Source organism: Pseudohaliea sp., from assembly GCF_040217025.1.
Taxonomy (GTDB): Bacteria; Pseudomonadota; Gammaproteobacteria; order Pseudomonadales; family Halieaceae; genus Pseudohaliea.
In genome coordinates, this window is record NZ_JAVJOA010000001.1 from 95089 (window position 1) to 119684 (window position 24596).

The window sequence follows — 24596 nt, forward strand, 5'->3', positions numbered from 1 at the left end:
ACCCATCCTGCCAACCGCGGAGACACCGTCATGAGAGACTTCATCCAGGCCCTGCCCAAGGCCGAGCTGCACGTCCACCTCGAGGGCACGCTGGAACCGGAGCACATCTTTGCCCTCGCCCAGCGCAACGCTATCGCGCTCGAGTACGAGCGGCCCGAGGACGTGGTCGCGGCCTATGACTTCCACGACCTGCCCTCCTTCCTGAAGATCTACTACGCCGCCATGGACGTGCTGCGGGAAGAAGAGGACTTCTACGAGCTCGCCTGGCACTACTTCCAGCGCGCGGCCGCGCAGCACGTCGTCTACGTCGAACCTTTCTTCGACCCGCAGGCGCACACGGTACGCGGCGTGCCCTTCGAGACGGTGATCAACGGCATCAGCCGCGCGCAGCAGGATGCCGCGGAAAAGCTCGGGGTCGAGAGCAACCTCATCCTGTGCTTCCTGCGCGACATGAGCGCCGAATCCGCCGCGGAGACGCTGGCCGCCGCGGAACCCTTCCTCGACCGCATCATCGGCGTCGGCCTCGACTCGGACGAGAAGGACAACCCGCCGTCGAAGTTTGCCGAGGTGTTCGCCCGCGCCCGGGCGCTCGGCCTCAAGCTGACCATGCACTGCGACGTGAACCAGAAAGACATCCTCGACCACATCCGCGAGTGCCTGGACCTCATCGCCGTCGACCGCATCGACCACGGCATCAACGCGCTGGAAGATCCCGCGCTGTGCGAGGCCATCGTCGAGCGCGGCCTCGGCCTCACGATCTGCCCCGTGTCCAACCGCTTCGTCGTGCAGAACCTCACCGGCGACGAGATCCGGCAGATGCTCGCCAGGGGCATGCGCGCGACGATCAACTCCGATGACCCGGCCTATTTCCGCGCCTACCTCAACGAGAACTTCGAGGCACTGGTGGACGAGGTGGCCTTTACAGAGGCGGAAATCCTGCAGCTCGTGCGCAACGCCTTCACCGTGAGCTGGCTCACGGAGTCCCGCAAGACCGATTATCTCGCCCGGGTGGACGCCGCCTCGCGCAGCGCGGTCGCGCACTGACATGGCCGGGCTTCTCGAGACGCGCTTCGGCATCGAGGCGCAGGGCAGCAGCGTCCGCCGCGAAGTCATGGCGGGCGTCACGACCTTCCTCGCCATGGCCTACATCACCGTGGTCAACCCGGCGATCCTCTCCGAGGCAGGCATGGACTTCGGTGCCGTGTTCGTCGCCACCTGCCTGGCCGCGGCCATCGGCACGGCGGTCATGGGCCTCTATGCCAACTACCCGGTGGCGCAGGCCCCGGGCATGGGCCAGAACGCCTTCTTCACCTACGGCATCGTCCTCGGCATGGGCTACGCCTGGCAGACCGCCCTCGGCGCCGTGCTCATTTCCGGCATCATCTTCATCGTCCTGTCCGTGCTGCCGGTGCGGGAGTGGCTCATCAATGCCATCCCCCGTTCCCTGAAGCTCGGCATCTCGGCGGGGATCGGCCTGTTCCTCGGCATCATCGCGCTGACCGGCAGTGACATCATCGTCCGCGACCCGGCGACGCTGGTGTCCCTCGGCGACCTCGCCGCCCTGCCGGCGACGCTGCTGCTGGTGGGCTTCGTGGTCATCGCGGCGCTGTCCGCTCGCCGGATCACCGGCGCCGTGGTCATCGGCATGCTGCTGGTCACGGTACTGGGCTGGGCGACCGGGGCCGCCGAGTTCCAGGGTGTCGTCTCCGCGCCGCCCTCGCTGACGACCTTCCTGTCGCTGGATCTCGCCGGCGCTTTCGACCTGTCCATGGTGACGGTGGTGCTCACGCTGCTGCTGGTGGATGTCTTCGACACCGCCGGGACGCTCGTGGGTGTCGCCAACCGTGCCGGCATGCTCGACGAGAACGGCCACCTGCCACGGCTGCGCCGGGCCCTGCTCGCCGACTCCAGCGCCACCGCCATCGGCGCACTGCTCGGGACCTCCTCCACCACCAGCTACATCGAGAGCGCTGCCGGTGTCGAGGCCGGCGGGCGCACGGGCCTAGCCTCCGTGACGACCGCGGGCCTGTTCCTGCTCTGCCTCTTCATCGCACCGCTGGCGCAGAGCATCCCCGCCTTCGCTACCGGCGCGGCACTGCTGTTCGTCGCCTGCATCATGGCGCGGGCGCTCGAGGACCTCGACTGGGCCAACGTGACGGAAGCCACGCCGGCCGTGGTGACGGCGCTGGCGGTGCCCCTGTCCTACTCTATCGCCGACGGCATCGGCCTGGGTTTCATCACCTATGCGGCCATCAAGCTCGTCTCCGGCCACGGCCGCGAGTGCCCGGCGGCGGTCTATGTGGTGGCGGCGATCTTCATGCTAAAGTTCGCCTTCCTCGGCTAGGGCGGCGACAGTTTCATGGACGATACAGTCACTAACGAGACAGTCACTAAGCAGACAGACACCAGCGACAAGGTCGCGGATGACAAGGTCTACATCTCCGCCAACGACCTGCTGGTGGATTCCTTCCGGCTTGCCCAGCAGATCTATGACAGCGGCTTCCGCCCGGACTTCATCATCGGCGTCTGGCGCGGCGGCGCGCCGGTGGGCATCGCGATCCAGGAGTACCTGGAGTACGTCGGCATCCACACCGACCACATCGCCATCCGCACCTCGTCCTACTACGGCATCAACAAGCAGGACAAGACGGTGCGCGTGCACGGCCTCGACTACATCATCGACAACGTCAACGCCGAGCACCAGGTATTGCTCGTGGACGACGTCTTCGACTCGGGCCGCAGCATCCGCGCCATCTTCGACAAGCTCCGCGCCAGGGCCCGGCGCAACATGCCCGAGACCATGCGCGTCGCCACGCCCTGGTACAAGCCGGCCAAGAACGTCACCGACATCACACCGGACTACTACGTGCACGAGACGGACGCCTGGCTGGTCTTCCCCCACGAGCTCGTCGGCCTGACGCCGGAGGAGATTCTCGCCAACAAGGGCGACCTCGCCAGCACTATCAGCCCCGGACTCCACGAGCCCTGAGCACACGCGCCCCCGGGCTCAGCTGACGCGGCGGATCTGTTCCAGCGCCGCCTCCAGGGCGACCACGCGATCGGGGTAGATCCGCTCCGGGTCCAGGTCGCGGTCCGCTTCCAGCCCCGACAATACCTTGTGCAGCTCTTCCCGCATGGCCGCCACATAGACCTGGCGTCCTGCGCGCTTTGCGTCGGCGACGATGTCCGCTATCGCCCGGGCCGAAGACACGTCCAGGAACGGGACCCGCGAGAAGTCGAGGATCAGCACGAATGCATCATCGTGTGCATGGGTGCGGACCTCGTGACCGAGGTTGGCGGCAGCGCCGAAGCTCAGCGGCCCGCCGAAGTCGAACACATTCACCCGGTTCCCGGCCTCCTCGATCAGTTCCTGCTCGCGCGGCAGCAATTCCCGCTGCGGGTGGTTGGCGACGCGCTCGAGCTGGAGTGCGGCAACCTGGCGCACAAAGGCCAGGGCGGCCACCACGACGCCTACACCAACCGCGGTAATCAGGTCGACGAAGACCGTCAGCAGGAGCACGATCAGCATCAGGAACAGCTCCAGCCGCGGACCGCGGTGGGCGAGACGCAGGTAGCTCCAGTCGATGATGTCGGTACCGACCTTGCTGAGGATACCGGCCAGCGCTGCATGGGGAATCTTCGCCGCGAGCGGGCCGAGAGCGAGGACGATAACCAGCAGCAGCACCGCATGCACCATGCCCGAGATCCGGCTCGCACCGCCGGCACGGATATTCACGACCGTGCGCATCGTGGCGCCCGCGCCAGGGAGACTCCCGAACAATCCCGCCAGGCCGTTGCCGATGCCCTGGCCGATCAGTTCACGGTCCGGGTCGTGCTTGCCGCGGGTCATGTTGTCGGCAACCAGCGACGTCAGCAGGCTGTCGATGGCTCCGAGCACCGCGAGGACGAACGCGGCCTGGACCACGGGCAGCGCGGACGAGCGCTCGAAGCCGGGCAGCTGCAGTGCAGGCAGCGCCGAGGGGATGTCGCCGAGCACCGGCGCGCCGGGGTAGAACAGGCTCACGGCCGTGCCCGCGAAGAGCGCGGCGAGAGCACCGGGGAAGTAGGCGCTGAGCCGCGCCGGCCAGGCATAGCCCACCAGCAGCGTCACGGCGCCGACCACGAGCGCGGGCAGGTTGAGTTCGCCCAGGGCAACGGGCAGTACGAGCAGCGCGCCGAGTACGTCCCCCGGCGGCTCTGCGCCGAGGAGGCGACCGAGCTGGAGCAGAATGATGATGATACCGATACCGCTCATGAAACCCGAGACTACCGGGTAGGGTACGAGCTGGATGTACTGGCCAAAGCGGAAGACGCCGAACAGGACCTGGATAATTCCGGCAAGCAGGACAGCGGCGAAGACGAGATCCGGCCGGTCGGGGAAGCCGGCAAAGAGGCCCGCAAAGACCACGACCATGGGGCCGGTGGGGCCGGAGATATTAGTCGGCGTGCCACCGAACAGGGACGCAAAGAACCCGACGATAATCGCCCCGTAGAGGCCCGCCACCGGCCCCGCACCGGAGGCGACGCCGAAGGCCAGCGCCAGGGGCAGCGCCACGACACCGGCGGTGATACCGCCGAAGAGATCTCCGCGAAGCTGACCGAGGCGTGCTTGCATGGGCCCCTTTCCTGGCCGGGCCCTGGGGCCGGTGACGAAGTCGGGCCACACCCGGTCGGGCTGTGTGAAGGCGGCGGTTGCCGGGTCATACCGGCGAGCGGGCGTGGCCACTAGAATAGTCTCATGATAACAGACAGGCCTCCTGCCATGGCGCGCTGCCAGCGCTTTGCTGCCTTCAGCCTGCTGCTAGCCGTCGCGACCGCGGTGGCGGACGCCGGAAGCGCTCCCCGACAACATGGGCGACCTCGCCAGTACCATCAGCTCTGGGCTGCACTAACCCTGAGCGCGAGCCCACTAGCCCGCATGGTTGCGCGGGACTTCGGCGCCCTGCTGAGCAGCACCCCACGCCGCGCGCAGCGGCAAGGTCATCCCCTCCTCTCGATGACGCGCCTCGTGTAGCTGTTCCCGCGCCAGCGCAAGCCGCGCCCGCGGCAGCAGATCGAAGATGAGGTGAATGCGGTCCTCGGCGCCGTCATTGAACGCCTCGTGCACGGCCCGGTTGTCGAACCACCACAGTTCGCCCTCGCGCATGCGGACCTCTTCGTCGCCAGCGCGCAGCCAGGAGCCGAGGGAAGAGCGAAGTACAAGGTGGTGACGCTCGTGCAGGCGGTAGTACTCGCCGCGATCGATGTGAGGGTAGACACGTCGTCCGGCCGGCAGGCAGACCACCTTTGCCCGGCCCGGTTCGCACTCGAGTTCCTCCGCCACCTTGGAGATCAGCGTACACAGCCCGGGAAAGCGCGTGGAGCCCGTAGTCCACCGGCTTTCCTGGACGTCACGCCGCGCGCGCCCATGGCAGCGGGACTTGCGCAGGCCGCGCAGGGGAATGGCAAGCGCCTCACGCTGAACGCGCACCTTCTCCTGGCGACCGGTTTGCTGCTGCCACGCATCGGTGACGGCCGCAAGCTCATCGAGCAGCGGGCGTACGGCTACGCCGGTGCGGATCAGTTTGAAACTATTCATGACAGGCCTCCTGCACTTGTTTCCGGTTGTAGCGCTGATAGCGCAGCTAGGGGTATTGGTTGAGGGTTGCCTCCGCGGGGGCGGAGCAGGGACTGCACCAGCGTTGCGTACTCGATCCCGGCCGCCGCCGCCGCAACAGCCAGCGCACCCCGCGGTGTGAACAGGTCCACGGCGCGCACAGCCTCGATCGTGACCTCGCCTTCCTCGGTAACCGCCAGGTCGACGCGCGCGAAATCCCGGCAGCGAAGAATGGCAAAGGCCCTGGCGGCCGCGTCTTCCGCGGCGTCACGCTGCACCGGCGCCAGGCCTCCGGCCGGGCGGTGCCCGCCACGGCGGGAGCGACGCTCGAGAAGCGGCAGCACTCGCGGAGCGACAGCCGACTGCTCGCCCGCAAGCACAACGGCGTGCAGGCGACGTCCGCCGGGCTGCCGGGTGAAGAGGGGCGTATCGCCGTCGGCAAGCACCTGTTTACGCGCGCGCTCCAGCGCTGCCTCGGTCGCCGCGTGGAGCGGTTCGCGGTCTCCCTGGAAACGGTGGTGAACAAGCAGGGGCGCCAGCTGATACTGGTCTGCACTGGTCATATCGACCACGGCAGGCGCCGAGAGACCGTGACGTTCGAGCAGAGCGAACAACTGCAGTCGATCACTGAGGGACGCCATGGCCAGCGGGTCCGGGCCGCTGTAGGGCACACCGATCATCTCGCAGTACGCGGGTACCTGGCACAGGCGGCCTGTCCCCTGCACACCGCCCGCGCAGTTGATCACCCGCGCACGATCCGGCGGCCGGGTCCCGAAGAAGCTGCGCAGACGCTGGTAGAGCCGTGCATCCGCCTCGATGACAGCGACGCGGTGACCGGCGCTGCGCAGGGCGTCGACCAGCGGCTGTACCGAGTCGAGCCGGTAGCGCCTGGGAGGCTCGCTGCCGTCGTGAGCCAGTACCGCCTTGTTCCAGCGGTTGCGCACTACCGCAACGGAAAGTCCCTCCTCCGCCTCCACGGCCGCCGCACCGGGCCGAAAGTCCTCGAGCAGGCGCCAGTCCATGAACTCGGACACGAGCACGGTGAGGGCCAGCTGCGTCACGATGAGCTCCGGGCAGGCGAGAGTCAGCTCGCGCAGCGCGGGTACCGATGCCAGCGCCGCGATGGCCATGGCGAGGAGAATCGTGGCACTGGTGCGCCAGGCGGCCATCGCGGTACTTTCACGCGCGACGGTATCCGCAATACTCTCGGCGAGCATGGCGAGGATGACGACCGGGAAGAACGCGAAGCTGGTCAGCATGCTCGAATCGACATGGGCCCCGAAAAGCAGGCCCGTGACCATCGTCGCCGCCACGATCGTGAGGATGGTCGCCACGCGGGCATAGAGCGGCATGCCGGATGCGCGCATGAACGGCCGCACCAGCACGACGGTCAGGGCAATGATGGCGATGAGAAGCAGGCTGGGCAGAACGCCGATCTCCTGCATGCCGATGGCGATGAGAATGGCGCGAAAGCCGAGCACCCGCACGCCGAGGCTGAGACGGGTCAGCGCGACCAGCAGCGCCGCCAGCGGCAGCATCACGATATGCAGCACCGTGTCCCGGTCGACGGCGGGCACCCAGTGCAGCGTGAGATGGTCGTTGAGCCAGGCACCGAGAGCGGTTGCCGCGGGCCCTGCCGAACCCGACAGCGCCAGGATGCGCAGCGCCATCGCCGACAGCGGCAGTACCGCCGCCACCACCAGCAACGCCAGCGCGTGCGGTCGCAGGCCGTTGCGCGGCCGCTGCGCACGCAGGCGCCCGGCGAACCATTGCCCGCGACCGGTGGGCGCCGGCGTCAAGGCAACGCTCATGGCTTCACCCGCTCGATGTCGACGACCATGGAAATACCCGGACGCAGCACGTCCGGCAGTTCATCGAGGACAATGGCGACACCGACCAGTGGCGCCTGCTGCAGGCGCTCGCCGCGGGGTTTGGGCAGGTAGTCGAGGGGCATCTCGAAATCGGTGGCGAGGCCGACGGTGGCAACCACGCCGGTGACTGCCTGGCCGCGCAACGCCGGGGAGGAAACCCGCACCGCGCTGCCCGGTGCGATATCGGCGAGATCAGCCTCGCCGATCCACGCTTCGACCCAGCTTCGGTCGCTGAACCACATGCTGAGGGCCGGCGTGCCGACGTCCATGGCCATACCGGGCTGCACCAGGCGCCGGATGATGGCGCCGTCAGCCGGCGCGCGGATGACGGTGGCCTCGAGATCGGCCTCGGCCCGGGCCAACTCCGCGGCAGCGGTGTCGCGCTGCGCTGCGAGCACGTGCAGCTGCTTTTCGCGCAGTTCGAGCTCGCGCTGCGCGTGCCGCGCCTCGGCAAGGGCGTTCTCCGCCGCTTCCTGCTCGGCAACCGCGGCCCGGGCAAGAGCCGCAGCGGTCCGCGCCTTGGCCGCCGCGTCCCGCACCGCTTCCTTCGAGATCGCGCGCCCGGGCAGCAGGGATTGCCGGGTATCGTGAAAAGCATTGGCATCCTCGGCCCTGCTCTCCGCGGCTGCCAACGCCGCCGTCACCCGGCGGAGCTCCGCTTCCGCCCCGGCCACCTGCATCCGCAGCCGCTCCCGGTCAAGCTCGATGGCGGTCCGCTCCACCTCGAGGCGGGCCTCCAGCGCCGCATGCTCGGAGCGCGCGCGCGCCACTTCCGCGCGAAGGTGGCGATCCTCCAGCTCCACCAGCGTATCGCCCTTCTGCACCGTGTCCCCGGCATCGACGTGTACTGCCGTGACCAGCCCTGCGATGCGGGCGCCGGGTTCGGAAAGGTGCGCGCGCACCATCGCATTTCGGGAAGTTACGAAGCCCGCCTGATGCTGCAGCCAGAGGAACGCCGGCACGAGCGCGGCGGCCAGCAGTACGAGCGCTACCAGGGAACCTGCGCCCGGGCGCCAGCGGCGCCGGTGCGGAAGCGTTTCCCGCGCCGGCTCACCTTCGCGAAGCACCAGGCCGTCGGGCTCGACCGGGACCTCCCTGCCGCGCTCGACCTCGAGCTTACGCGCCAGCATGACAGGCCTCCCCCGGTTGTATCCCGCAGACCAGGGGCCCCGACGCCGTCGCCACCGTTTCGCCCGCCTCCCCCGCTCCGCTGTCCAGCAGCGCAGCCTCGATAAGCACCAGCAGCCGGCCGCGCTCGAGGAACTCGGAAAAGTCGTGGCCGACAGCCGGCACCTCCAGGTAGGAGACCCGTGAGGTCTGGTGGTGCTGGCGCGCCGCGAGACGCAGGTGTGCCACCCAGTTGCGGGCGCGTTCGACGCGGGTCCTGCCCTGGCTCGCATCCAGCTCCGGCGACTGGCGCAGGTTGCGCGTGCCCGTGTCCTCGGCGCCGACGATTACCGTCATCGGCACCTGGAGGAACTGTTCGGGATTCAGGCTATAGCCGCGCAGGCTGTGCGCGGTACGAAGGCCCCGGGGGAAAGCGACGCTGTCACTGGGGAACGTGTACCAACCGGCGGCCACGGCGACCAGGTGGCGTACCCGCCGTGGGTGCGCCATGGCATAGCGATGGGCGAACTGTGCACCGCCGGAAAACCCCGCGAGGTAGAACGGCGCCGCTCGTGCGCCGCTGAAGTCATCGAGGCAGGCATCGAGGAAGCGGTCCGCGCGGAGCCCGTCCGCACCGCGGCCGAGGCGCTGGTAACGCGGGTGACGCTCGCTGCTGAAATAGGGCGCGACAAGCGGGCAACCCAGGCGGTCACAGAGCCCACGCAGGGCGCTGGCCTGCTCCTCGACCTGCCGGTTGTAGCCGTGCACGAACACGAGCGGCGTGGCGGCGGCAGCACAACCGGGCGGCCGGTAACTGTAGTAGGCGATCCCGGGCACGCCGGGAGAACGGTGTGCTCTCAGAGAGTTCCCTGGCTGCGACTGTTTCATGATGCGAGCTCCGCGGTCTCCTCAAGAAACGCCGAGGCGAGCCGCTCGGCAATGGTCGCCGTTGCGAGTTCTTCGCGACTGAAGCTGTCGAGGCCGGTCGCTTCCAGGGCCTCCCGGCGCTGCAGGGGAGACGCAGACAGCAGCCCCGAGAGGGCAAGCACGGGCACCGGCTGCCCGGCGAGGGCAGCCACACCGGCGCTGGCGCCCATCGCGTCGCGGGCGGCAAGCACGATGCCAGCGACTGAGGCGGCAAAGCGCGGCGAGCGGATCAGCCGGGACGTTTCCCGCTGGTACACACCGTCGGCCACTTCCATGACCACCGTGTCGATACCGTCGGCGCCCATGACCGCGAGCAGCCGCTCCATGGCCGCCTCGATCTTCTCGAGGGGCTGAAGGTAGGTTGTCGGCAGGCCGGCATCGGTGAAGTCGAGTACCCGGTCGGCACCCGCATCCTCGAGCAGCCAGGTGTCGCCACCGGCCCCGGTCCCGGTGATCTTGATATAGCCCGTCCGCCGCCCCGCCGCACGCAGGCCGCGCACGAGATGCGCCGCGGTCTGGGTCTTGCCGGCATCCATCGCCGTACCGAGCACAGCGAGCACACACGGCCGCTGAGGCGGCGACTTCGGCGCCGCGACCGCAAAGTCGGCAAGATTCAACGGCCGCCCCTCGGCGTCAGCCAGCAGTCCGAGGGGCTTGATCGCCGTCGGCCCCTTGTTGATCCGGTCGTGCCAGGACAGGGCGCGGGCCGCGATACCGCCGCCTGCAACCAGGTGACAGGCGGCGAGGCCGGCCGGTACTTCCGCCTCGAACTGCTCACAGGCATAGCGGTTGCCGTAGGCGACGATGACCTCGTCGCCCGGGAACAGGCGACGACGGCGTCCATCGACCAGCTGCAGGTTGCAGTGGTGGCCCAGCCGTTCGACGCGGGCCAGCACCAGGTCACCGACGCGGGGCCGAACCGTGCCACAGAGCAGCGCGGCGGCGGCAGCGCGATCCACCCGACGCGTGGTGTAGGCCCAGCTGCGATGCGCGTTGACCGCTACGGGCAGCGGCTTCAGGTGCGCATCACGCCGTTCGCCACCCCCTGCACCGGCGTCCTCCACGTTCTCCATCAGCGCGCGCGTCGCCGCGGCCACCGCTGCTTCGCTGCTTTCCGCAAGGGCCGCCTGCCAGGCTGCCAGGTGCTCGATGTTGGTCATGCTGTCTCTCCTCGGGTTTTTGGCTGGCACTGAATGGGAAAATAATCCCAATCAAGGAATCGGTCAAGTGAATTAGGATTTTTTTCCCAAATCATCGCAATGACAGGCGGACGTGCACGCAAGGGCCCGCCGGGCTCATTACAATGGAGGCTCCGACAGCCTGCGGAGTGACCCATGTTACGAATGCCGTACCAGTTGCTGTTTCCCAGCATCCTGTGCCTGGTGGCCAGCAGCGGGATAGCGGCTCGCGAGCCGTATGCACCGACACGCTACTGGTCCACCGCGACGGGAACGTGGCTGAGCGTCGGGCGCGTGGCCGAAGCCGTGGCCGGGGCCGACTATCTCCTCCTCGGCGAAATCCACGACAACCCGGCGCACCACCTCGGACAGGCGGACCTGCTGAGGCGCTTCCCCGGCGAGGAGGTCGCGGTAGGTTTCGAGCAGTTGGACAGCGCGCAGGCCGCGGGGCTCGAGGCGGCGCTCGCCAGTGACGACCCGCTCGCGGCGCTGCCCGCCAGCGTGGCCTGGGCAGACGCCGGCTGGCCGCCCTGGGCGCTCTATGCACCGGTGTTCGCCGCCGCGCTGGACAGCGGCTACGCCCTCGTCCCCCTCTCCTTCCCCCGGCGCGAAGCCTTTGCCGTTGCGGATTCGGGCTTCAGCGCGGTACTACCCCCGGACGCGCTCACCACCCTGGCGCCGGAGAGCCTGCTCGATGCACAGGCACAGGAGACCCTGGAACAGGAACTGGCCGATGCCCACTGCGGCAAGCTGCCCGCCGAGATGCTGCCCGCCATGGCGACGGTACAGGTCGCGCGGGACGCGCACATGGCCTGGCGCCAGGTCAGCGCCGGTGAGCGCGGCGTACTGGTGCTGGGTGCAGGCCACGCGCGTCGGGACCGTGCCGTCCCGCGTTTCCTCGCGCGCCTGGTGCCCGACGCCCGCATCGCGGTGGTCGTCTTCATCGAGGAGCGCCCGGACGCGACCTTCCCCGCCGACTACCCGGAAGCGCAGCCCGGCTTCGCCGACTTCGTCGCCGTGACCGATGCAGCAGAACGCCCCGACCCCTGCGCGGGCATCGGCGAACATTGAACGGCCAACATTGAAAGGCGGGCATTGAAAGTCGGCGTCCTGCTGCTCGCGGCCGGCCGCGGTACCCGCTTCGGCAGCGACAAGCGACGTGCGCGCCTACCGGACGGCGAGCTGCTCCTGGACCGCAGCATCGCCGCCATCGAGCAGACCGGCCTCCCACTCCGGGTAGCCCTAGGCCCCGACGACAGCGCCCTGGCGCGGGCGCTGCGCGCACGGGCCATCGAAACGATCCGCTGTGCCGCCGCGCCCCGCGGCATGGGCGCGACCCTCGCCGACGCCGTGCGGCAACTGCCGGCCTGGGACGCGGTACTGGTCGCCCTGGGCGATATGCCCTGGCTGCGTCCGGAGAGCATCGCCGCGGTGGCGCGGGCGGCCGGGCCGTCAGCGATCTGCATTCCCTGCCACGGCGGGCGCCGGGGCCACCCGGTGGCCTTCGGGGCCCGCTTCCTGCCCGAGCTGGGCGCGCTCGATGGCGACCGCGGTGCGCGAGACCTGCTGCTGCAACACTCGGCGGTAGTGCGAGAACTGCCTGTCGACGACCCGGGCATTCTGCGCGATGTGGACCGCCCGGCGGACCTGCAACGCCCGCCGCTATACCACGGGCCGCAGCGGAGCTAAACTAAAGCGCGAACTGCGAAGAGGGATGCCGCGTGCCGCTGTTCCCGCCGGATGCCAACCCGCCGCTGTCGCGTTGGCGCTTCGGCCTGATAGCCGCCATCATCGCCTGGCAGTCGCTGAACACCGCGGCGCTGCACAGCGCGCTTTTCGGCAGTGCCTTCGCACCGTTTTTCCCCACTCCCTGGTCCCACGTGCTGCTCAAGGCCCTCGCCGCGGCAGTACTCGCCTACGCGGCCGTCCGCGGGCGCAACTCGCCGACGCTGCCGTCGCTGGCGCTCCTCTGCGGCGCCCTCGCGCTCGGCGCCTGGTCCAGCCTGCTGTTCCAGTACGACATGGACTTCTACCGGGCGCCGGGGGCGCCCTGGGCCGACCTCCTGAACCTGGTCAGCTACGCCCTCATCTGCCTGGCTATTCTGTGGCTGCCGACGCACGGCGCGGTCTTCACTTCCCAGCGCATGCTGCTGACGGACCTGCTCATCGCCCTCGGCGCCTTCGCCCTTCTGGTGTGGGAGTTCGTCCTGCTGCCGGGGCGCAACGCGGAACAAGCGCCGGCGATCCTCACTACTCTCGTGGAAATCGGCTACCCGGTGCTCGACGCCTCGCTGCTCTCGGCGCTGCTGCTGAAGTTCCCGATTTCGCGCCTCGGCCCCAACCGCCTGGCCTTCCGCCTGTTGGCCACTTCGGTGCTGCTCCTGTTCCTCGCCGATACCGCTTTCGGCACCCATCTCTTCCTGCAGCGCAGCGATACCTTGCTCCTCGTGGCGGAGCTGCTCTACAGCTTCGCCGCTATCGGCATGCTCGCCGCCGGTCTGCGCTATGCGCGGGCGGCGCGCCTGCACCCGACACCGGCAGCGCGGGAGAAGAACCAGATCGACCTGTCCCCGGTGAGCGTGGCCATGATGGCCGCCGTACTCAGCGCCCTGTTCTTCGAGGTGCTGCTGAAGGACGAGCCCAGCAAGCGCATCCTCCTCGGCACGGGCGCACTGATGATGCTGCTGCTCTACCGGCAGATGCTCACCCACGCGCTGCGCAAGGCGTGGATGGAGGCCCAGGAGCAGCGCCTGCAGGCCACCGTCGACGAACGCACGCGGGAACTCGCCGAGGCCAACCGCAAGCTGGAGCAGCTGGCGGAACTCGATGCGCTGACCGGCCTGCCCAACCGGCGGGCCCTGGAACGCAAGCTCAACGAAAGCTGGCACATGTGTGCGCGTCTCGGCGAACCGCTGGCCGTGGCTCTCATCGACATCGACTTCTTCAAGCCCTACAACGACAACTACGGCCACGGCGAAGGCGACAAGTGCCTGCGCGCCGTGTCCCAGGCCCTGGCCAAGCACCTGCGCCGCGGCACGGACCTGGTGGCCCGCTACGGCGGCGAGGAGTTCGCCGTGGTCATGCCGCTGACCCGGGCGAAGGCGGCTTACGGCTTCATGGAGGACCTGCGCGCCGCCGTCGCCGCACGCCAGCTCGTGCACGAGCACTCGTCGGTCGCCGACCGGGTCACCATCAGCATCGGCGTCGCCGACTGCCAGCCGAAAGCCGGGAACCACTGGCAGCCCCTCCTCGACAGCGCCGACAAGGCGCTCTACGCGGCGAAGGAAGCCGGGCGCAACCGCGTGCAGCTCGCGACTGAACCCCGGGGCTCACTGCACGAGGTGATCTGAGGTTTCCCTGGGCTGGCGATCGTTCGAGCAGCCGGTCTCGCCGTCCTCGCAGCCGTTCGCGGGTGCTTCCGGCGCGGTGGCGGGCAGCGCCGGCAGCACCGCCGGGCGCACGCCGGCCTCGCGCAGGTCGGTAAAGCGGCGCCACGCTTCGCGGTTCCCCGCCATGGCAGCGCGTGCATACCAGGCGGCGGCAACCGGCAGGTCCTTTTCGACGCCGCTGCCCTGCTCGTAGGAGTAGGCCAGGTTCACCTGCGCGGGAAGATGCCCGCGCTCCGCCGCGGCGCGAAACAGGCGCACCGTCTCCTCGAGGTCCTGCTCCACGCCGCGGCCGTCGAGGTAGAGCAGCGCGAGGTTGTACTCGGCGTCGGCCAGCCCCTGCGCGGCGGCGCGGCGATACCAGCGCGCCGCCGTCGCCGCGTCGCGAGCGACGCCCTGTCCCCGCTCGTGGGCGAGGCCCACGGCGAACTGCGCGCGGGCCTGTCCCGCCTCGGCGAGCGGCAGCCACTGCGCAAGCGCCGCCGCATGCTCGCCCCGCTGCCAGGCCGCCTCGCCGGCCGCGTAGTCCTCCGCAGCCGCGCCGGACGCCAGCACCGCCAGCAGCAGCGCTGCCAGCCAGCGGCCTTCAGTCGATCCTTTCAAGAGCACTGTTCCTTCAGCTGCAGGACGCGGCCAGTGTAGCGGAGCGGTCACGGCAGGCGCACAAGCACCCGCGCTCCACCGAGCTCGCTGTCCTCGAGCGCGAGCTCGCCCCGCTGCGCGTTGACGATCTCCAGCACGACGGCAAGGCCAATGCCCTGGCCCTCCCGCCGCGTATCCGCCCGGGCGCCGCGGTGCAGCAGCAGGTCGCGCAGTTCCGGCGAGATGCCGGCGCCGTCGTCCTCCACCGTGAGCACCAGGCCCTCGCCGCCGTTGCCGCCGGCAACCCTGGCCCGCACCCGGCTCTCCGCGTACTTGCAAGCGTTGTCGAGCACGTTGCCCAGCAGCTCCATGAGGTCGCGTTCGTCACCGCGGAAACGCGCCTCCGCGGGGCAGTGCGTCTCCAGGGTCAGCTGCCGGTCGGCGTAGACCTTGAGCAGCGTCGTGCGCAGCCGCTCCAGCACCGGCGCCACCGGCACGCGCTGCAGCAGGCGGCTGCTGCCGCCCGCGGCGCGCTGCAGGTGCCAGCCGATCACCTGTTCCATGCGCTCCAGCTGCTCATTGAGGAGCTGCGGATAGGCGGCATCCCTCGGCTCCGCGTTGCGCAGCACCGCAAGCGGTGTCTTCAGGCTGTGGGCCAGGTCAGCCAGCGTGTTGCGCATGCGCTCCCGTCGCTGCTGCTCCCCGCTGAGCAGCAGCTGCAGGTTCTCGGTTACCGGGCGCACCTCCCGCGGCCAGGGCCCGTCGAGGCGCACGGCCTCCCCGGCCTCGATGCGGGCGATATCCCCCGCCAGCCGCCCGAGCGGGCGCAGACCCCAGGCGAGGATCAGCCCCTGCACCGCCAGCAGCACCAGGGTCGTCGCACCCAGCCAGAGCCAGAGGCTGCGGCGGAAGGCAGCGATATCCGCATCGCGGGGCGCGGTGCTCTCGGCGACGATGAAGCGCAGCGGAACGGCGGCGCCACCTTCCATTTCCCAGAGCACCTGGTAGGCATGGCGCAAAAGCCCGTCGCGCTGCGAGCGATGCCGCTGCCCCGGGCCCAGGGCGGGGATGCCAGCGGTGAGCGCGGCCAGCGGCTGCGGCAGCAGCGCCGCCGAAGGCGACAGCCAGAGCGGTTCGCCGCTGCCGGCCGTGACCAGCGCGTAGAGGCCGGAATTCGGTTGCGCGAGCCGTGGCTCCAGCGGCACCAGCGGCAGCGACAGCGACAGGTCCCCGTCGAAGTCGGCCTGCGCCAGCAGCGCCAGCACCTGCAGCTGCAGCCGTTCGCCGGCGGCCGCGTCCAGGGCCAGCCGGTGCGCGCGCTCGAGGGACCAGCCGGTGAGCCCCAGGGCCAGCGGCAGGAGCAGCGCCGAGGCAAGGAACAACCGTGCCGCGAGGGACAGGGGGCGGCGACTCATGCGCTCGCCCGCTCCAGGGTGAAACGGTAGCCGGCGCCGCGCACGGTCTCGATCGGGGTGAGGCTGCCCTCCGGGTCGAGCTTGCGCCGCAGGCGGGCGATGAACTGCTCGATCACGTTGCCGTCGCGGTCATGGTCGTGGTCGTAGAGGTGATCGAGGAGCTCGCTGCGCGAGATGACCTCGCCGGCCCGGTGCGCGAGGTAGGCGAGAGTGTTGTACTCGTAGGCCGTGAGGGTCAGTTCCTCGTCGCCGCGGCACACCCGGCGCGCGCTGAAATCGATGCGCAGCGGTCCGTAGTCCGCCACGCTCGAGCGCCGGCCCTCCACGCGTCGGAGCAGCGCACGCACCCGCGCCTCCACCTCCTCCAGGTAGAACGGCTTGGTCACGTAGTCGTCGGCACCTGCCTCGAGCCCACCGACCTTGTCCTGCCAGTCGGCGCGGGCCGTGAGAATGAGGATGGGCATGGCGCGCCCGGCTTCCCGCCAGCCGCGGACCAGGTCCATGCCGGCCACATCGGGCAGGCCGAGGTCGACGATGGCGATGTCGCAGGGATACTCGCTCGCCAGCCACGCGGCCTCGCGGCCGTCCGGCGCCTCGTCGACGACGAAACCCGCGGCGCGGAAGTGGCCCGCGAGGCGTTCGCGCAACCGGGCATCGTCCTCGACGATGAGCAGCCGCACCGCTCAGTCCTCGATGGTCACGGTGGTCACGCGGCCGTCCTCGCCGAGGAGCCGGACCCGGTAGCCGTCGCGGGAGCGGCCGACCGCGAGCGCGCGGCCGCCGTAGCGACGCTGTGCTTCCGCCGCCGCAGCGCGCGCGCCGCTATCGCCGCCGCCCGGCGCCACGAGCGACTCTCGCGGCGGACGCTCGCGGCTGTCGTAGCGCTTCCCGTCCCGATTCTCATCGCGGTCCCCGTCGCGCGCGTCGCGGTCGCGCTCGAGCGCGCGCAGGATGCGCTCCTGCCAGGCCTCGAGCCCGTTGTCATCGGCACGGGTGCCGGCGCTGCCCGCAAACAGGGCGAAGACGAGCAGTGGCAGGCAGAGCCAGCGAGCAGGCATGGGTACGGTCCAGCGGCAGGCCGCCCCGGAGCCCGGGGGCTCAGGGCAGCGGTTTCAGCTCCACACGGACCGGGATGGTGGCACCGGGATCCCGGGCCGTGCGCGTCTCATAAATGGTATCGCCATAGCGGTAGCTGACGCGATAGCCGCTGACACGCTCCCGTTCCCGAAGTTCGTACTCGACGGTGCACACATCCTCCGTGACGTAGTAGCCGTCGTCGCGCTGCTGGCGCCGGCCGATGTCGTTCCCGACCGACGCGCCGAGCACCGCGCCCGCCCCGGCGATGACGCCCTGGTGGCCGGTGTCATCGCCGATGGCGCCGCCGAGCGTCCCGCCGAGCACCGCGCCGAGGATGGCCGGCGTCGCCGAGCGGCTGTGGCCGCGCTCGACCACGCGCACGCGCTCGGCGCGGCAGGTCTCGTGCGGAATGCGCTCAGAGACCACCTCGACCAGCGGCTGCACGGACACCACCGGCGCGTCGATGACCGTGCTGTGGGTCTGCCCCAGGGCAAGAGCCGGGGCGCTGAGAGCAAGGGCAAGCAGAGTCTTTTTCACGGATGCATCCTCCTGTTCAACCTGCCTGCCATGATGCGACCGCGATGCTGAACGGACGCTGAACGGCGCACGGAAATTCAGCGGCTTTGTTCAGGCTGGGTTCAGGGAGGGGCGGGCAGCATGGGACCGTGCACTGTACCGGTGTACGCGAGTGAAGGAGGCAACCCATGGTACGCAGCATCACCACCCTTGCCCTGGCAGCGGCGCTGGTCGCCGCTGCACCGGGTCCCGCGCTGGCGGACCGCGATGAGCGCTGGGATGACCGTCGGGATCACCGTTGGGATGACAGGGCCCACCGGGGCCATTACGGACGCTGGGACCGCGACGACCGGCGACACCGGGGCTGGCGGTCGAACCACTGGCGCCGCGATCACTGGCGGGACTACCGGCGCTGGCAGTGGTACCGCGGCGCGCCGCGCCACCGTTGGTACGGCGGCTGGTATACGGCCCCGCGGCATCCCTGGTACCCGCGCTACGGATACCGGGATCGCTGGCACTGGGGGCCGGGCGTGATCGGCGGGGCCATCATCGGCTCGGCCATTACCGGCTCACTGCTCGACGGCGACGACTGCCGCGACTGCGTGCGCTACCGCGACAGGCAGCCCTCGCGGTTAGTCACCGGCTGCTACCGCCTCGAGCGCGGAGCGGACGGCTACGAGCGGCGCATCGAGCTGCCGGCGAGCGAGTGCCGGCGCTAGCCGGCCGCGCGACTCAGGGCGCGACGCTGCGCACGGTGCCCTCGCGCCGCGGGTCCGCCGCACCGACGAGGCCCTGCGCCGTGACCCGGATGACGTGCAGCCCGGAGTTCTCCCCCTCGCGCTCCTGCACCGGGTAGCCCCGCTCTGCCAGCGCGTCGGCGAGCGTATCGCCGGCATCCGTGCCGACCTCTACCCGCACGGAGCGGCCGCGGGCGATGATGTTCGGGAACGCCACGGCCTCGTCGACGGAGAGCCCCCAGTCGAAGACGCCGAGCAGGCTCTTGGCCACGTAGGCCGGGATGGAATTGCCCCCGGGCGAACCGGTGACCATGGCCAGTTCACCACTGGCGTCGTCGAAGACCAGCGTCGGCGACATGGACGAGCGCGGCCGCTTCCCGGGGCCCACGGCGTTGGCCGGGTGCGGCCCGCTGTCCGGGACCTCGCGGGCGAAATCCGTCATCTCGTTGTTGAGGAGGAACCCGGCGGCCCAGCGGGCACTGCCGAAGGGCGCTTCCACCGTCGCCGTGAAGGAGACGGCGTTGCCCTCCCCGTCGACGATCGACAGGTGCGTGGTACCGGCAATCTCCTGCGTGGTATCCGCGCCGTGGCGCGCCGCCCGCGGCAGGCCCAGCAGCACCGCGTCGGGGTCGCCGTGCACCGCCTCGGCGTCCGGCGCCGCCCGGTCACCGGCGCGCGCTTCGATGTAGCGCGGGTCGAGCAGGTGGCGCAGCGACAGCGTCATCGCATCCGGGTCGCCGAAGTAGTGGTCCCGGTCGGCGTAGGCGAGGCGCTGCGCGTCGACGAAGCTGGCGATGCGCTCTTCTCGATCGGCGTCCTCGGGCAGCAGCGCGTCGTAGAGGCTGGCGACGAGAATCTCCATGGCCCCGGAACTCGGCGGCGTCGCGCTGCAGATGCGCAGGGAACGCCAGGGCCCGCAGACCGCGTCGCGCTCCACGGGGCGATAGGCCGCGATATCGCCGAGGCTCAGCGTACCGGGGTCGGGCTCCCGGGCCACCGCGGCAACGATCTCGGCGGCGACGTGACCGCCATAGAACGCGTGGATGCCCTCATCGGCCAATGCTTTCAGCGTCTTCGCATACTCGGGGTTCGCGCGGCGATCGCCCGCCTGCAGCGCCTCGCCATCCGGATAGAAATAGGCCGCCGTCTCCGGGTTCTCGTCGAGGCGCGTGTACTGCTTCATGCGCTCGAGCAGCCCGGCGAGCCGCGGCGACACCTCGAAGCCCGCCTCCGCCAGGCGGATCGCCGGCTGGAACAGGTCGGCCCAGGGCAGCTTGCCGTGGCGGTCGTGCGCCTGCCTGTACATGGCCACCACGCCCGGCACCCCCACCGCGAGACCGGACTGCCAGGCATCGAGGAAACCCATGACCTCGCCGTCGCGCATGAACATGTCGACCCGGGCGCCGGCGGGTGCGGTCTCGCGGCCGTCGTGGAAGACGATACGGTCCGGCGCGCGGTCATAGACCAGCATGAAGCCGCCACCGCCGAGGCCGGAGCTCTGCGGCTCCACCAGCCCGAGCACGGCGTGCGCCGCGATCGCCGCATCCACCGCGTGGCCGCCGCGCTCGAGCATCGCGATGGCGGCGTCCGTGGCGTAGGGGTTGGCGACCGCCGCCATGGCGCCGTGGGGCCAGCTCTCATCGGCCGTCGCAGCGCGCAGCTGCAAGGCCGTGGCTACTGCGACCAGCAACAGGATTTTCAGTCGTGACATCGTGGCTTTCCGCTCTGCTGTGGGGCGCATGGTACCGGATGGAAGGAGCTAGCGCAGGGGCGCGTGCTGCGACACTGACCTCAGCGCTGCAGCTTCGTTTCGAGGATCACGGACGACTTGGTGCGCAGCACCCCGCGCAGTTCGCTGATGCGATCGAGGAGCTGGCTGAGAGCGCCCGTGCTAGGGGCGGAGAGCACCACGATGAGGTCGAAATCGCCGCTGATGGCGTAGAGCGCCTGCACCTCGCTGATGCGGCCGAGCTGCCCGGTCACCTGGGCGGTGAGCCGCTGCTCCACCTCCACCAGCACGTGCGCCGCGACCTGCCCGGCACGGTAGGCCTCGCCGAGGGTCACCGTGTAGCCGGTGATAACCCCCTCGCGCTCGAGGCGGGCCATGCGGTTGTGCACCGTCGCCCGGGACACGCCGAGGCGGCGCGCGAGGGCCGTGGAGCTCAGGCGGGCGTCCTCGCGCAGGGCGGCGATGATACGTTCATCCAGCGAATCTGACATTCCGTCATAATAGGCTGACGAAACGTCAAACTGAAGGACAAATCCGCACGGTTCGGCTATTCAGTATGACAGGGGCCGCGCGTAGACTGAGACGCAGTCACAACATTCAGCAGTCACACCAGGCAACGGTCACGACGACAGGCAACAGCCAGGACGTACCACAGTCGCGAGAGACAAGAGCGCAACCGCCGCCACAGGAAACAGGAAGAGGTAGAAGCCATGCAGGTAACCCGCGCGACCTTCGACGAGGTCATGGTGCCCAACTACAACCCCGCCGCCGTCATCCCGGTGCGTGGCGAAGGCTCGCGCCTCTGGGACCAGGACGGCCGCGAGTACATCGATTTCGCCGGCGGCATTGCCGTGAACTGCCTGGGCCACTGCCACCCCGCCGTCGTGGGCGCCCTGAAGGCGCAGGCCGACCGGCTCTGGCACCTGTCCAACGTCTATACCAACGAGCCGGCGCTGCGCCTGGCGCGCAAGCTCGTTGACGCCACCTTCGCGGACCGGGTCTTCTTCGCCAACTCCGGGGGCGAGGCGAACGAGGCCGCCCTCAAGCTGGCGCGGCGCTGGGCCGTGGACCACTACGGCCCGGAGAAAGACCAGATCATTGCCTTCGAGCGCGCCTTTCACGGCCGCACTTTCTTCACGGTCACGGTCGGCGGCCAGCCGGCCTACGCCGAGGGCTTCGGCCCGCGCCCCGGCGCCGTGGACCACGTGCCCTACAACGACCTCGCCGCCCTCGAGGCGGTCATCTCCGACCGCACCTGCGCCGTGGTCCTCGAGCCCCTGCAGGGCGAGGGCGGCATCATCAACCCGGTGCCCGGTTTCCTGGCCGGCGTGCGCGAGCTCTGCGACCGGCATAACGCGCTGCTGGTCTTCGACGAGGTGCAGACCGGCGTCGGCCGCACGGGCCACCTCTACGCCTACGAGGGCGCCGGCGTCACGCCGGACATCCTCTCCAGCGCCAAGGCCCTGGGCGCCGGCTTCCCCATCGGCGCCATGCTCACCACGGCGGCCATCGCCGAGAGCTTCAAGGTCGGCACCCATGGCAGCACTTACGGCGGCAACCCGCTGGCCTGCGCCGTGGGCGAAACCGTGCTCGACCTCATCAACACGCCGGAGGTCCTCGACGGCGTGAAGGCACGCGGCGAGCGCTTCCGCGCCACGCTCGAAGCCATCAACGCCGAGCACCACGTATTCAGCGAAATCCGCGGTCAGGGGCTGCTCCTCGGCGCGGCCCTCGCCCCGGCCTACGCCGGCCGTGCGCGGGATTTCCTCAACGCCGCGCTGGAGGCGGGCACCATGGTGCTCGTGGCCGGTGCCGACGTGGTGCGCTTCGCACCGTCGCTGGTGATCCCCGAGGCGGACATCGACGAGGGCCTGCGCCGCTTCGCCGAGGGCGTGGCCGCCGTCACAGAACCGGCCGCGGCCGCGAGCTGACGCCATGATGGTCATCCGGCCCATCGAGGCCCGGGACTTCCCGGCCCTCGTCCGCTTCGCCTACGAGTCCGGCCACGGCTTCACCTCGCTGCCGAAGAACGAGCCGCAGCTCCAGGTGCGCATCGAGCGCGCCCGGCAGGCGTTTGCCGAGGGCCCGGACGCGCGCGGCAACGCGGGCTTCCTGTTCGTTATGGAAGACAGTGAGAGCGGCGCCGTCGTCGGCACCAGCGGTATCGAGGCACGGGTGGGTACGGAGGACGCGGTCTACCACTACCACCTGAGCAAGGTCGTGCACACCTCGCGCGAGCTCGGCATCCACAATACCGTGGACGTGCTAACGCTGTGCAACGACTACTCCGGCGCCACGGAGATCTGCACGCTGTTCCTCACCCCCGAGGCCCGGCAGCGGCGCAACGGCTTCCTGCTGTCGCGCTTCCGCTTCCTGTTCATGGCCCAGCACCCGCTGTTCTTCGCCGACACCGTGATGGCGGAGATGCGCGGCGTGAGCGACGAGGACGGACGCTCGCCCTTCTGGGGCTGGCTGCAGAAGCACTTCTTCTCCATGGATCTCGCCGACGCGGTGCACCGCGTCGGCATGGGCCAGAAGTCCTTCATCGCCGAGCTCATGCCGCACTACCCCGTGTACGTGAGCCTGCTCGACGAGGCGGCGCAGGCGGTGATCGGCAAGGTGCACGCGCAGACCGTGCCCGCGCTGCGCATGCTGGAGCGCGAGGGTTTTCTCTGGCGCGGCTATATCGACCCGTTCGATGCCGGCCCCACCGTGGAAGCCCGGCGCGAGGCCATCGGCTCCGTGGCGGCGAGCTGGGAGGAGAGCGTCGCCGTCATCGACCGCCTGCCGGAGGAGGCGCCAACGGCGCTGCTGACCAACGGCGAGTGCGCCGGCTTTCGCGCCACCCTCGCCGGCTACCGCATCGACGACAACGGCACGCTGCAGATCGACGCCGCCACGGCCGCCGCCCTGCGCACGGACAGTGGCGGCCGGCTGCGGGCGCTGTCCCTGCCGGCCCGACAACTACGTGAATGGCGAGAGGAGCACGCCGCATGAACAGTCATTTCTGGGACGGCCAGTGGCATGCCGGCAGCGGCGACCCGCTCCGCTCCACGGACCCGGCGCACGGCACGGTGCTCTGGGAGGGCCGGGCGGCGACCCCCACCGATGTCGACGCCGCTGTCGGCGCGGCGCGCGAGGCCGCCCCGGCCTGGGGCAGGCGCCCGCTGGACGAACGCGTCGCCCTCGCCGAGGCTTTCGCCGCGGCCGTGAAGGCCGACAGCGAGCGGCTGGCGCGGCTCCTCGCCGCGGAAGTCGGCAAGCCGCTCTGGGAGGCGCGGACGGAGATCGGCGCCATGGTCGGCAAGGTCAGGCTCTCCATCGATGCCCAGGCCGAGCGCGCCGGCACCCGCAGCCAGCCCATGGGCGCCGGCACCGCGGCCCTGCGCCACCGCCCGCACGGCGTGCTGGCGGTGTTCGGCCCGTACAATTTCCCGGGGCACCTGCCCAATGGCCACATCGTGCCGGCGCTGCTCGCGGGCAACAGCATCGTGTTCAAGCCCAGCGACCTCACCCCCGCCGTGGGCGCGGCCATGGTCGAGCTCTGGCACCGGGTCGGCCTGCCCGCGGGCGTGCTCAACCTCGTGCAGGGCGCCGTCGGTACCGGCGAAGCGCTGGCCGGGCACCCGCAGATCGACGGGCTGCTGTTCACCGGCAGCGCGAAAACCGGCCAGCTCCTGCACCGCCAGTTCGCCGGGCAGACCGGCAAGCTCCTGGCGCTGGAACTCGGCGGCAACAACCCGCTCATCGTCGACCGGGTGACCGACCTGGACGCGGCGGCCCACACGATCATCCAGTCGGCCTTCATCACCAGCGGCCAGCGCTGCACCTGCGCCCGGCGCCTGTTCCTGCCCGCGGGCGCGGACGGCGATGCGCTCCTCGATAAACTGCTGGCCGCGACCCGGGGCCTGCGCCTCGGCGCCTGGGACGACGAACCGGCCCCCTTCCTCGGGCCGGTGATTTCCGCGAACGCCGCTGCGGGTCTGCTCGCCGCGCAGGACGACCTGCTCGCGGCGGGCGCCGAGGCCCTGCAGCCGCTTGCCGGCGACCCGCGCGGCGCGGCCTTCCTCGCCCCGGGCATCGTCGAGGTCAGCGCCCTCGGCGACGACCTCCCGGACGAGGAGCGCTTCGGCCCGCTGCTGCAGGTGCTCCGCTACGCCGACCTCGACGAGGCCATCGCCGGCGCCAACGCCACCCGCTACGGTCTCGCCGCCGGCGTCATCGGCGACGACGAGGACCGCTACCGCTACTGCCGGGAGCGGCTGCGCGCCGGCATCCTGAACTGGAACGGTCCGACCACCGGAGCCAGCGGCGCGGCGCCCTTCGGCGGCGTCGGCGACTCCGGTAACCTGAGGCCCAGCGCCTGGTACGCTGCGGACTACTGCGCCTACCCGGTGGCGTCCGTGGAACTGCCGGCCGTGGCGCTGCCGGAGAACCCGGTGCCCGGCACCCCCTGGAGCCAGGAGGACTGACCC

Annotated in this window: 23 protein-coding genes; 10 read left to right on the forward strand and 13 right to left on the reverse strand. The window is 70.2% G+C overall.

Going from position 1 to position 24596, the window contains the following annotated elements; all coding sequences use genetic code 11:
* Positions 1–30: 30 nt before the first annotated feature.
* The 3 genes from RKE50_RS00395 to RKE50_RS00405 are packed head-to-tail and all read left to right on the forward strand — an operon-like array spanning position 31 to position 2989.
* Entirely contained in the window at positions 31–1044 is a 1014-nt protein-coding gene (locus RKE50_RS00395; RefSeq protein ID WP_350033451.1) for an adenosine deaminase, read from the forward strand.
* Between the two features lies 1 nt (position 1045).
* Positions 1046–2344, forward strand: coding sequence for an NCS2 family permease (locus tag RKE50_RS00400; RefSeq protein WP_350033453.1), 1299 nt, complete (start codon positions 1046–1048; stop codon positions 2342–2344).
* Between the two features lie 15 nt (positions 2345–2359).
* Entirely contained in the window at positions 2360–2989 is a 630-nt protein-coding gene (locus RKE50_RS00405; RefSeq protein WP_350033455.1) for a phosphoribosyltransferase, read from the forward strand.
* Positions 2990–3007: 18 nt separating this feature from the next.
* On the opposite strand, the gene RKE50_RS00410 is transcribed toward RKE50_RS00405, so the two are convergent.
* The 6 genes from RKE50_RS00410 to RKE50_RS00435 all read right to left on the reverse strand — a co-directional run bounded on the left by RKE50_RS00410 (position 3008) and on the right by RKE50_RS00435 (position 10661).
* Positions 3008–4615 (reverse strand): SulP family inorganic anion transporter, encoded by a 1608-nt coding sequence (locus RKE50_RS00410; protein WP_350033456.1) that lies wholly within the window; start codon positions 4613–4615, stop codon positions 3008–3010.
* Between the two features lie 294 nt (positions 4616–4909).
* The gene (locus tag RKE50_RS00415) at positions 4910–5578 is read right to left on the reverse strand and encodes an aspartyl/asparaginyl beta-hydroxylase domain-containing protein (protein ID WP_350033457.1); all 669 of its coding nucleotides are present in this window, start codon (positions 5576–5578) and stop codon (positions 4910–4912) included.
* A complete protein-coding gene (locus RKE50_RS00420) occupies positions 5575–7407 on the reverse strand; it encodes a 7TM domain-containing protein (RefSeq protein ID WP_350033459.1) in 1833 nt (610 codons plus the stop codon). The genes RKE50_RS00415 and RKE50_RS00420 overlap by 4 nt, the downstream gene beginning before the upstream one ends.
* Positions 7404–8597 (reverse strand): HlyD family secretion protein, encoded by a 1194-nt coding sequence (locus tag RKE50_RS00425; RefSeq protein WP_350033460.1) that lies wholly within the window; start codon positions 8595–8597, stop codon positions 7404–7406. Before RKE50_RS00425 ends, RKE50_RS00420 begins: the two co-directional genes overlap by 4 nt.
* The gene (locus tag RKE50_RS00430) at positions 8584–9462 is read right to left on the reverse strand and encodes an alpha/beta hydrolase (RefSeq protein WP_350033462.1); all 879 of its coding nucleotides are present in this window, start codon (positions 9460–9462) and stop codon (positions 8584–8586) included. The genes RKE50_RS00425 and RKE50_RS00430 overlap by 14 nt, the downstream gene beginning before the upstream one ends.
* The gene (locus RKE50_RS00435) at positions 9459–10661 is read right to left on the reverse strand and encodes a hypothetical protein (protein ID WP_350033464.1); all 1203 of its coding nucleotides are present in this window, start codon (positions 10659–10661) and stop codon (positions 9459–9461) included. The genes RKE50_RS00430 and RKE50_RS00435 overlap by 4 nt, the downstream gene beginning before the upstream one ends.
* A 174-nt stretch (positions 10662–10835) precedes the next feature.
* On the opposite strand from RKE50_RS00435, the gene RKE50_RS00440 reads away from it, so the two are divergent.
* Genes RKE50_RS00440 through RKE50_RS00450 form a run of 3 tightly spaced genes read left to right on the forward strand, consistent with a single transcriptional unit; the run spans position 10836 to position 14029 of the window.
* Entirely contained in the window at positions 10836–11750 is a 915-nt protein-coding gene (locus tag RKE50_RS00440) for a ChaN family lipoprotein (RefSeq protein WP_350033466.1), read from the forward strand.
* Positions 11751–11774: 24 nt separating this feature from the next.
* A complete protein-coding gene (locus tag RKE50_RS00445; protein ID WP_350033468.1) occupies positions 11775–12368 on the forward strand; it encodes a nucleotidyltransferase family protein in 594 nt (197 codons plus the stop codon).
* Between the two features lie 32 nt (positions 12369–12400).
* Complete coding sequence (locus RKE50_RS00450) at positions 12401–14029, forward strand: GGDEF domain-containing protein (protein WP_350033469.1); 1629 nt, start codon at positions 12401–12403, stop codon at positions 14027–14029.
* Here RKE50_RS00450 and RKE50_RS00455 read toward each other — a convergent pair.
* The 5 genes from RKE50_RS00455 to RKE50_RS00475 are packed head-to-tail and all read right to left on the reverse strand — an operon-like array spanning position 14009 to position 17676.
* On the reverse strand, positions 14009–14668 hold the full coding sequence (locus tag RKE50_RS00455) for a tetratricopeptide repeat protein (RefSeq protein WP_350033470.1): 660 nt from the start codon (positions 14666–14668) through the stop codon (positions 14009–14011). The genes RKE50_RS00450 and RKE50_RS00455 overlap by 21 nt on opposite strands.
* Before the next feature lie 47 nt (positions 14669–14715).
* Positions 14716–16062, reverse strand: coding sequence for an ATP-binding protein (locus RKE50_RS00460; protein WP_350033471.1), 1347 nt, complete (start codon positions 16060–16062; stop codon positions 14716–14718).
* A complete protein-coding gene (locus tag RKE50_RS00465) occupies positions 16059–16742 on the reverse strand; it encodes a response regulator (RefSeq protein ID WP_350033473.1) in 684 nt (227 codons plus the stop codon). Before RKE50_RS00465 ends, RKE50_RS00460 begins: the two co-directional genes overlap by 4 nt.
* Before the next feature lie 3 nt (positions 16743–16745).
* Entirely contained in the window at positions 16746–17120 is a 375-nt protein-coding gene (locus RKE50_RS00470) for a hypothetical protein (RefSeq protein ID WP_350033475.1), read from the reverse strand.
* Positions 17121–17160: 40 nt separating this feature from the next.
* Positions 17161–17676 (reverse strand): glycine zipper 2TM domain-containing protein, encoded by a 516-nt coding sequence (locus tag RKE50_RS00475; RefSeq protein WP_350033477.1) that lies wholly within the window; start codon positions 17674–17676, stop codon positions 17161–17163.
* A gap of 167 nt (positions 17677–17843) precedes the next feature.
* On the opposite strand from RKE50_RS00475, the gene RKE50_RS00480 reads away from it, so the two are divergent.
* Positions 17844–18374 carry a hypothetical protein gene (locus RKE50_RS00480; RefSeq protein WP_350033479.1) on the forward strand — a complete coding sequence of 177 codons (531 nt, stop codon included), beginning with the start codon at positions 17844–17846 and terminating at the stop codon, positions 18372–18374.
* Positions 18375–18387: 13 nt separating this feature from the next.
* On the opposite strand, the gene RKE50_RS00485 is transcribed toward RKE50_RS00480, so the two are convergent.
* Both RKE50_RS00485 and RKE50_RS00490 read right to left on the reverse strand, forming a co-directional pair.
* Positions 18388–20103 (reverse strand): gamma-glutamyltransferase family protein, encoded by a 1716-nt coding sequence (locus RKE50_RS00485; protein WP_350033481.1) that lies wholly within the window; start codon positions 20101–20103, stop codon positions 18388–18390.
* Positions 20104–20183: 80 nt separating this feature from the next.
* Positions 20184–20612 carry an Lrp/AsnC family transcriptional regulator gene (locus tag RKE50_RS00490; RefSeq protein WP_350033483.1) on the reverse strand — a complete coding sequence of 143 codons (429 nt, stop codon included), beginning with the start codon at positions 20610–20612 and terminating at the stop codon, positions 20184–20186.
* Positions 20613–20831: 219 nt separating this feature from the next.
* On the opposite strand from RKE50_RS00490, the gene RKE50_RS00495 reads away from it, so the two are divergent.
* The 3 genes from RKE50_RS00495 to astD are packed head-to-tail and all read left to right on the forward strand — an operon-like array spanning position 20832 to position 24593.
* Positions 20832–22052, forward strand: a complete 1221-nt coding sequence (locus RKE50_RS00495) for an aspartate aminotransferase family protein (protein WP_350033486.1) — start codon at positions 20832–20834, stop codon at positions 22050–22052.
* Positions 22053–22056: 4 nt separating this feature from the next.
* Positions 22057–23118 carry an arginine N-succinyltransferase gene (gene astA, locus RKE50_RS00500; RefSeq protein WP_350033488.1) on the forward strand — a complete coding sequence of 354 codons (1062 nt, stop codon included), beginning with the start codon at positions 22057–22059 and terminating at the stop codon, positions 23116–23118.
* Positions 23115–24593, forward strand: a complete 1479-nt coding sequence (gene astD, locus RKE50_RS00505) for a succinylglutamate-semialdehyde dehydrogenase (protein WP_350033490.1) — start codon at positions 23115–23117, stop codon at positions 24591–24593. Before astA ends, astD begins: the two co-directional genes overlap by 4 nt.
* The last annotated feature ends 3 nt before the right edge of the window (positions 24594–24596 follow it).

Coding starts and splice junctions, on each gene's coding strand:
- RKE50_RS00395 (WP_350033451.1), top strand. CDS start 31: ATGAGAGACTTCATCCAGGCCCTGCCCAAGGCCGAGCTGCACGTCCAC.
- RKE50_RS00400 (WP_350033453.1), top strand. CDS start 1,046: ATGGCCGGGCTTCTCGAGACGCGCTTCGGCATCGAGGCGCAGGGCAGC.
- RKE50_RS00405 (WP_350033455.1), top strand. CDS start 2,360: ATGGACGATACAGTCACTAACGAGACAGTCACTAAGCAGACAGACACC.
- RKE50_RS00410 (WP_350033456.1), bottom strand. CDS start 4,615: ATGCAAGCACGCCTCGGTCAGCTTCGCGGAGATCTCTTCGGCGGTATC.
- RKE50_RS00415 (WP_350033457.1), bottom strand. CDS start 5,578: ATGAATAGTTTCAAACTGATCCGCACCGGCGTAGCCGTACGCCCGCTG.
- RKE50_RS00420 (WP_350033459.1), bottom strand. CDS start 7,407: ATGAGCGTTGCCTTGACGCCGGCGCCCACCGGTCGCGGGCAATGGTTC.
- RKE50_RS00425 (WP_350033460.1), bottom strand. CDS start 8,597: ATGCTGGCGCGTAAGCTCGAGGTCGAGCGCGGCAGGGAGGTCCCGGTC.
- RKE50_RS00430 (WP_350033462.1), bottom strand. CDS start 9,462: ATGAAACAGTCGCAGCCAGGGAACTCTCTGAGAGCACACCGTTCTCCC.
- RKE50_RS00435 (WP_350033464.1), bottom strand. CDS start 10,661: ATGACCAACATCGAGCACCTGGCAGCCTGGCAGGCGGCCCTTGCGGAA.
- RKE50_RS00440 (WP_350033466.1), top strand. CDS start 10,836: ATGTTACGAATGCCGTACCAGTTGCTGTTTCCCAGCATCCTGTGCCTG.
- RKE50_RS00460 (WP_350033471.1), bottom strand. CDS start 16,062: ATGAGTCGCCGCCCCCTGTCCCTCGCGGCACGGTTGTTCCTTGCCTCG.
- RKE50_RS00470 (WP_350033475.1), bottom strand. CDS start 17,120: ATGCCTGCTCGCTGGCTCTGCCTGCCACTGCTCGTCTTCGCCCTGTTT.
- RKE50_RS00480 (WP_350033479.1), top strand. CDS start 17,844: ATGGTACGCAGCATCACCACCCTTGCCCTGGCAGCGGCGCTGGTCGCC.
- RKE50_RS00485 (WP_350033481.1), bottom strand. CDS start 20,103: ATGTCACGACTGAAAATCCTGTTGCTGGTCGCAGTAGCCACGGCCTTG.
- RKE50_RS00490 (WP_350033483.1), bottom strand. CDS start 20,612: ATGTCAGATTCGCTGGATGAACGTATCATCGCCGCCCTGCGCGAGGAC.
- RKE50_RS00495 (WP_350033486.1), top strand. CDS start 20,832: ATGCAGGTAACCCGCGCGACCTTCGACGAGGTCATGGTGCCCAACTAC.
- astA (WP_350033488.1), top strand. CDS start 22,057: ATGATGGTCATCCGGCCCATCGAGGCCCGGGACTTCCCGGCCCTCGTC.
- astD (WP_350033490.1), top strand. CDS start 23,115: ATGAACAGTCATTTCTGGGACGGCCAGTGGCATGCCGGCAGCGGCGAC.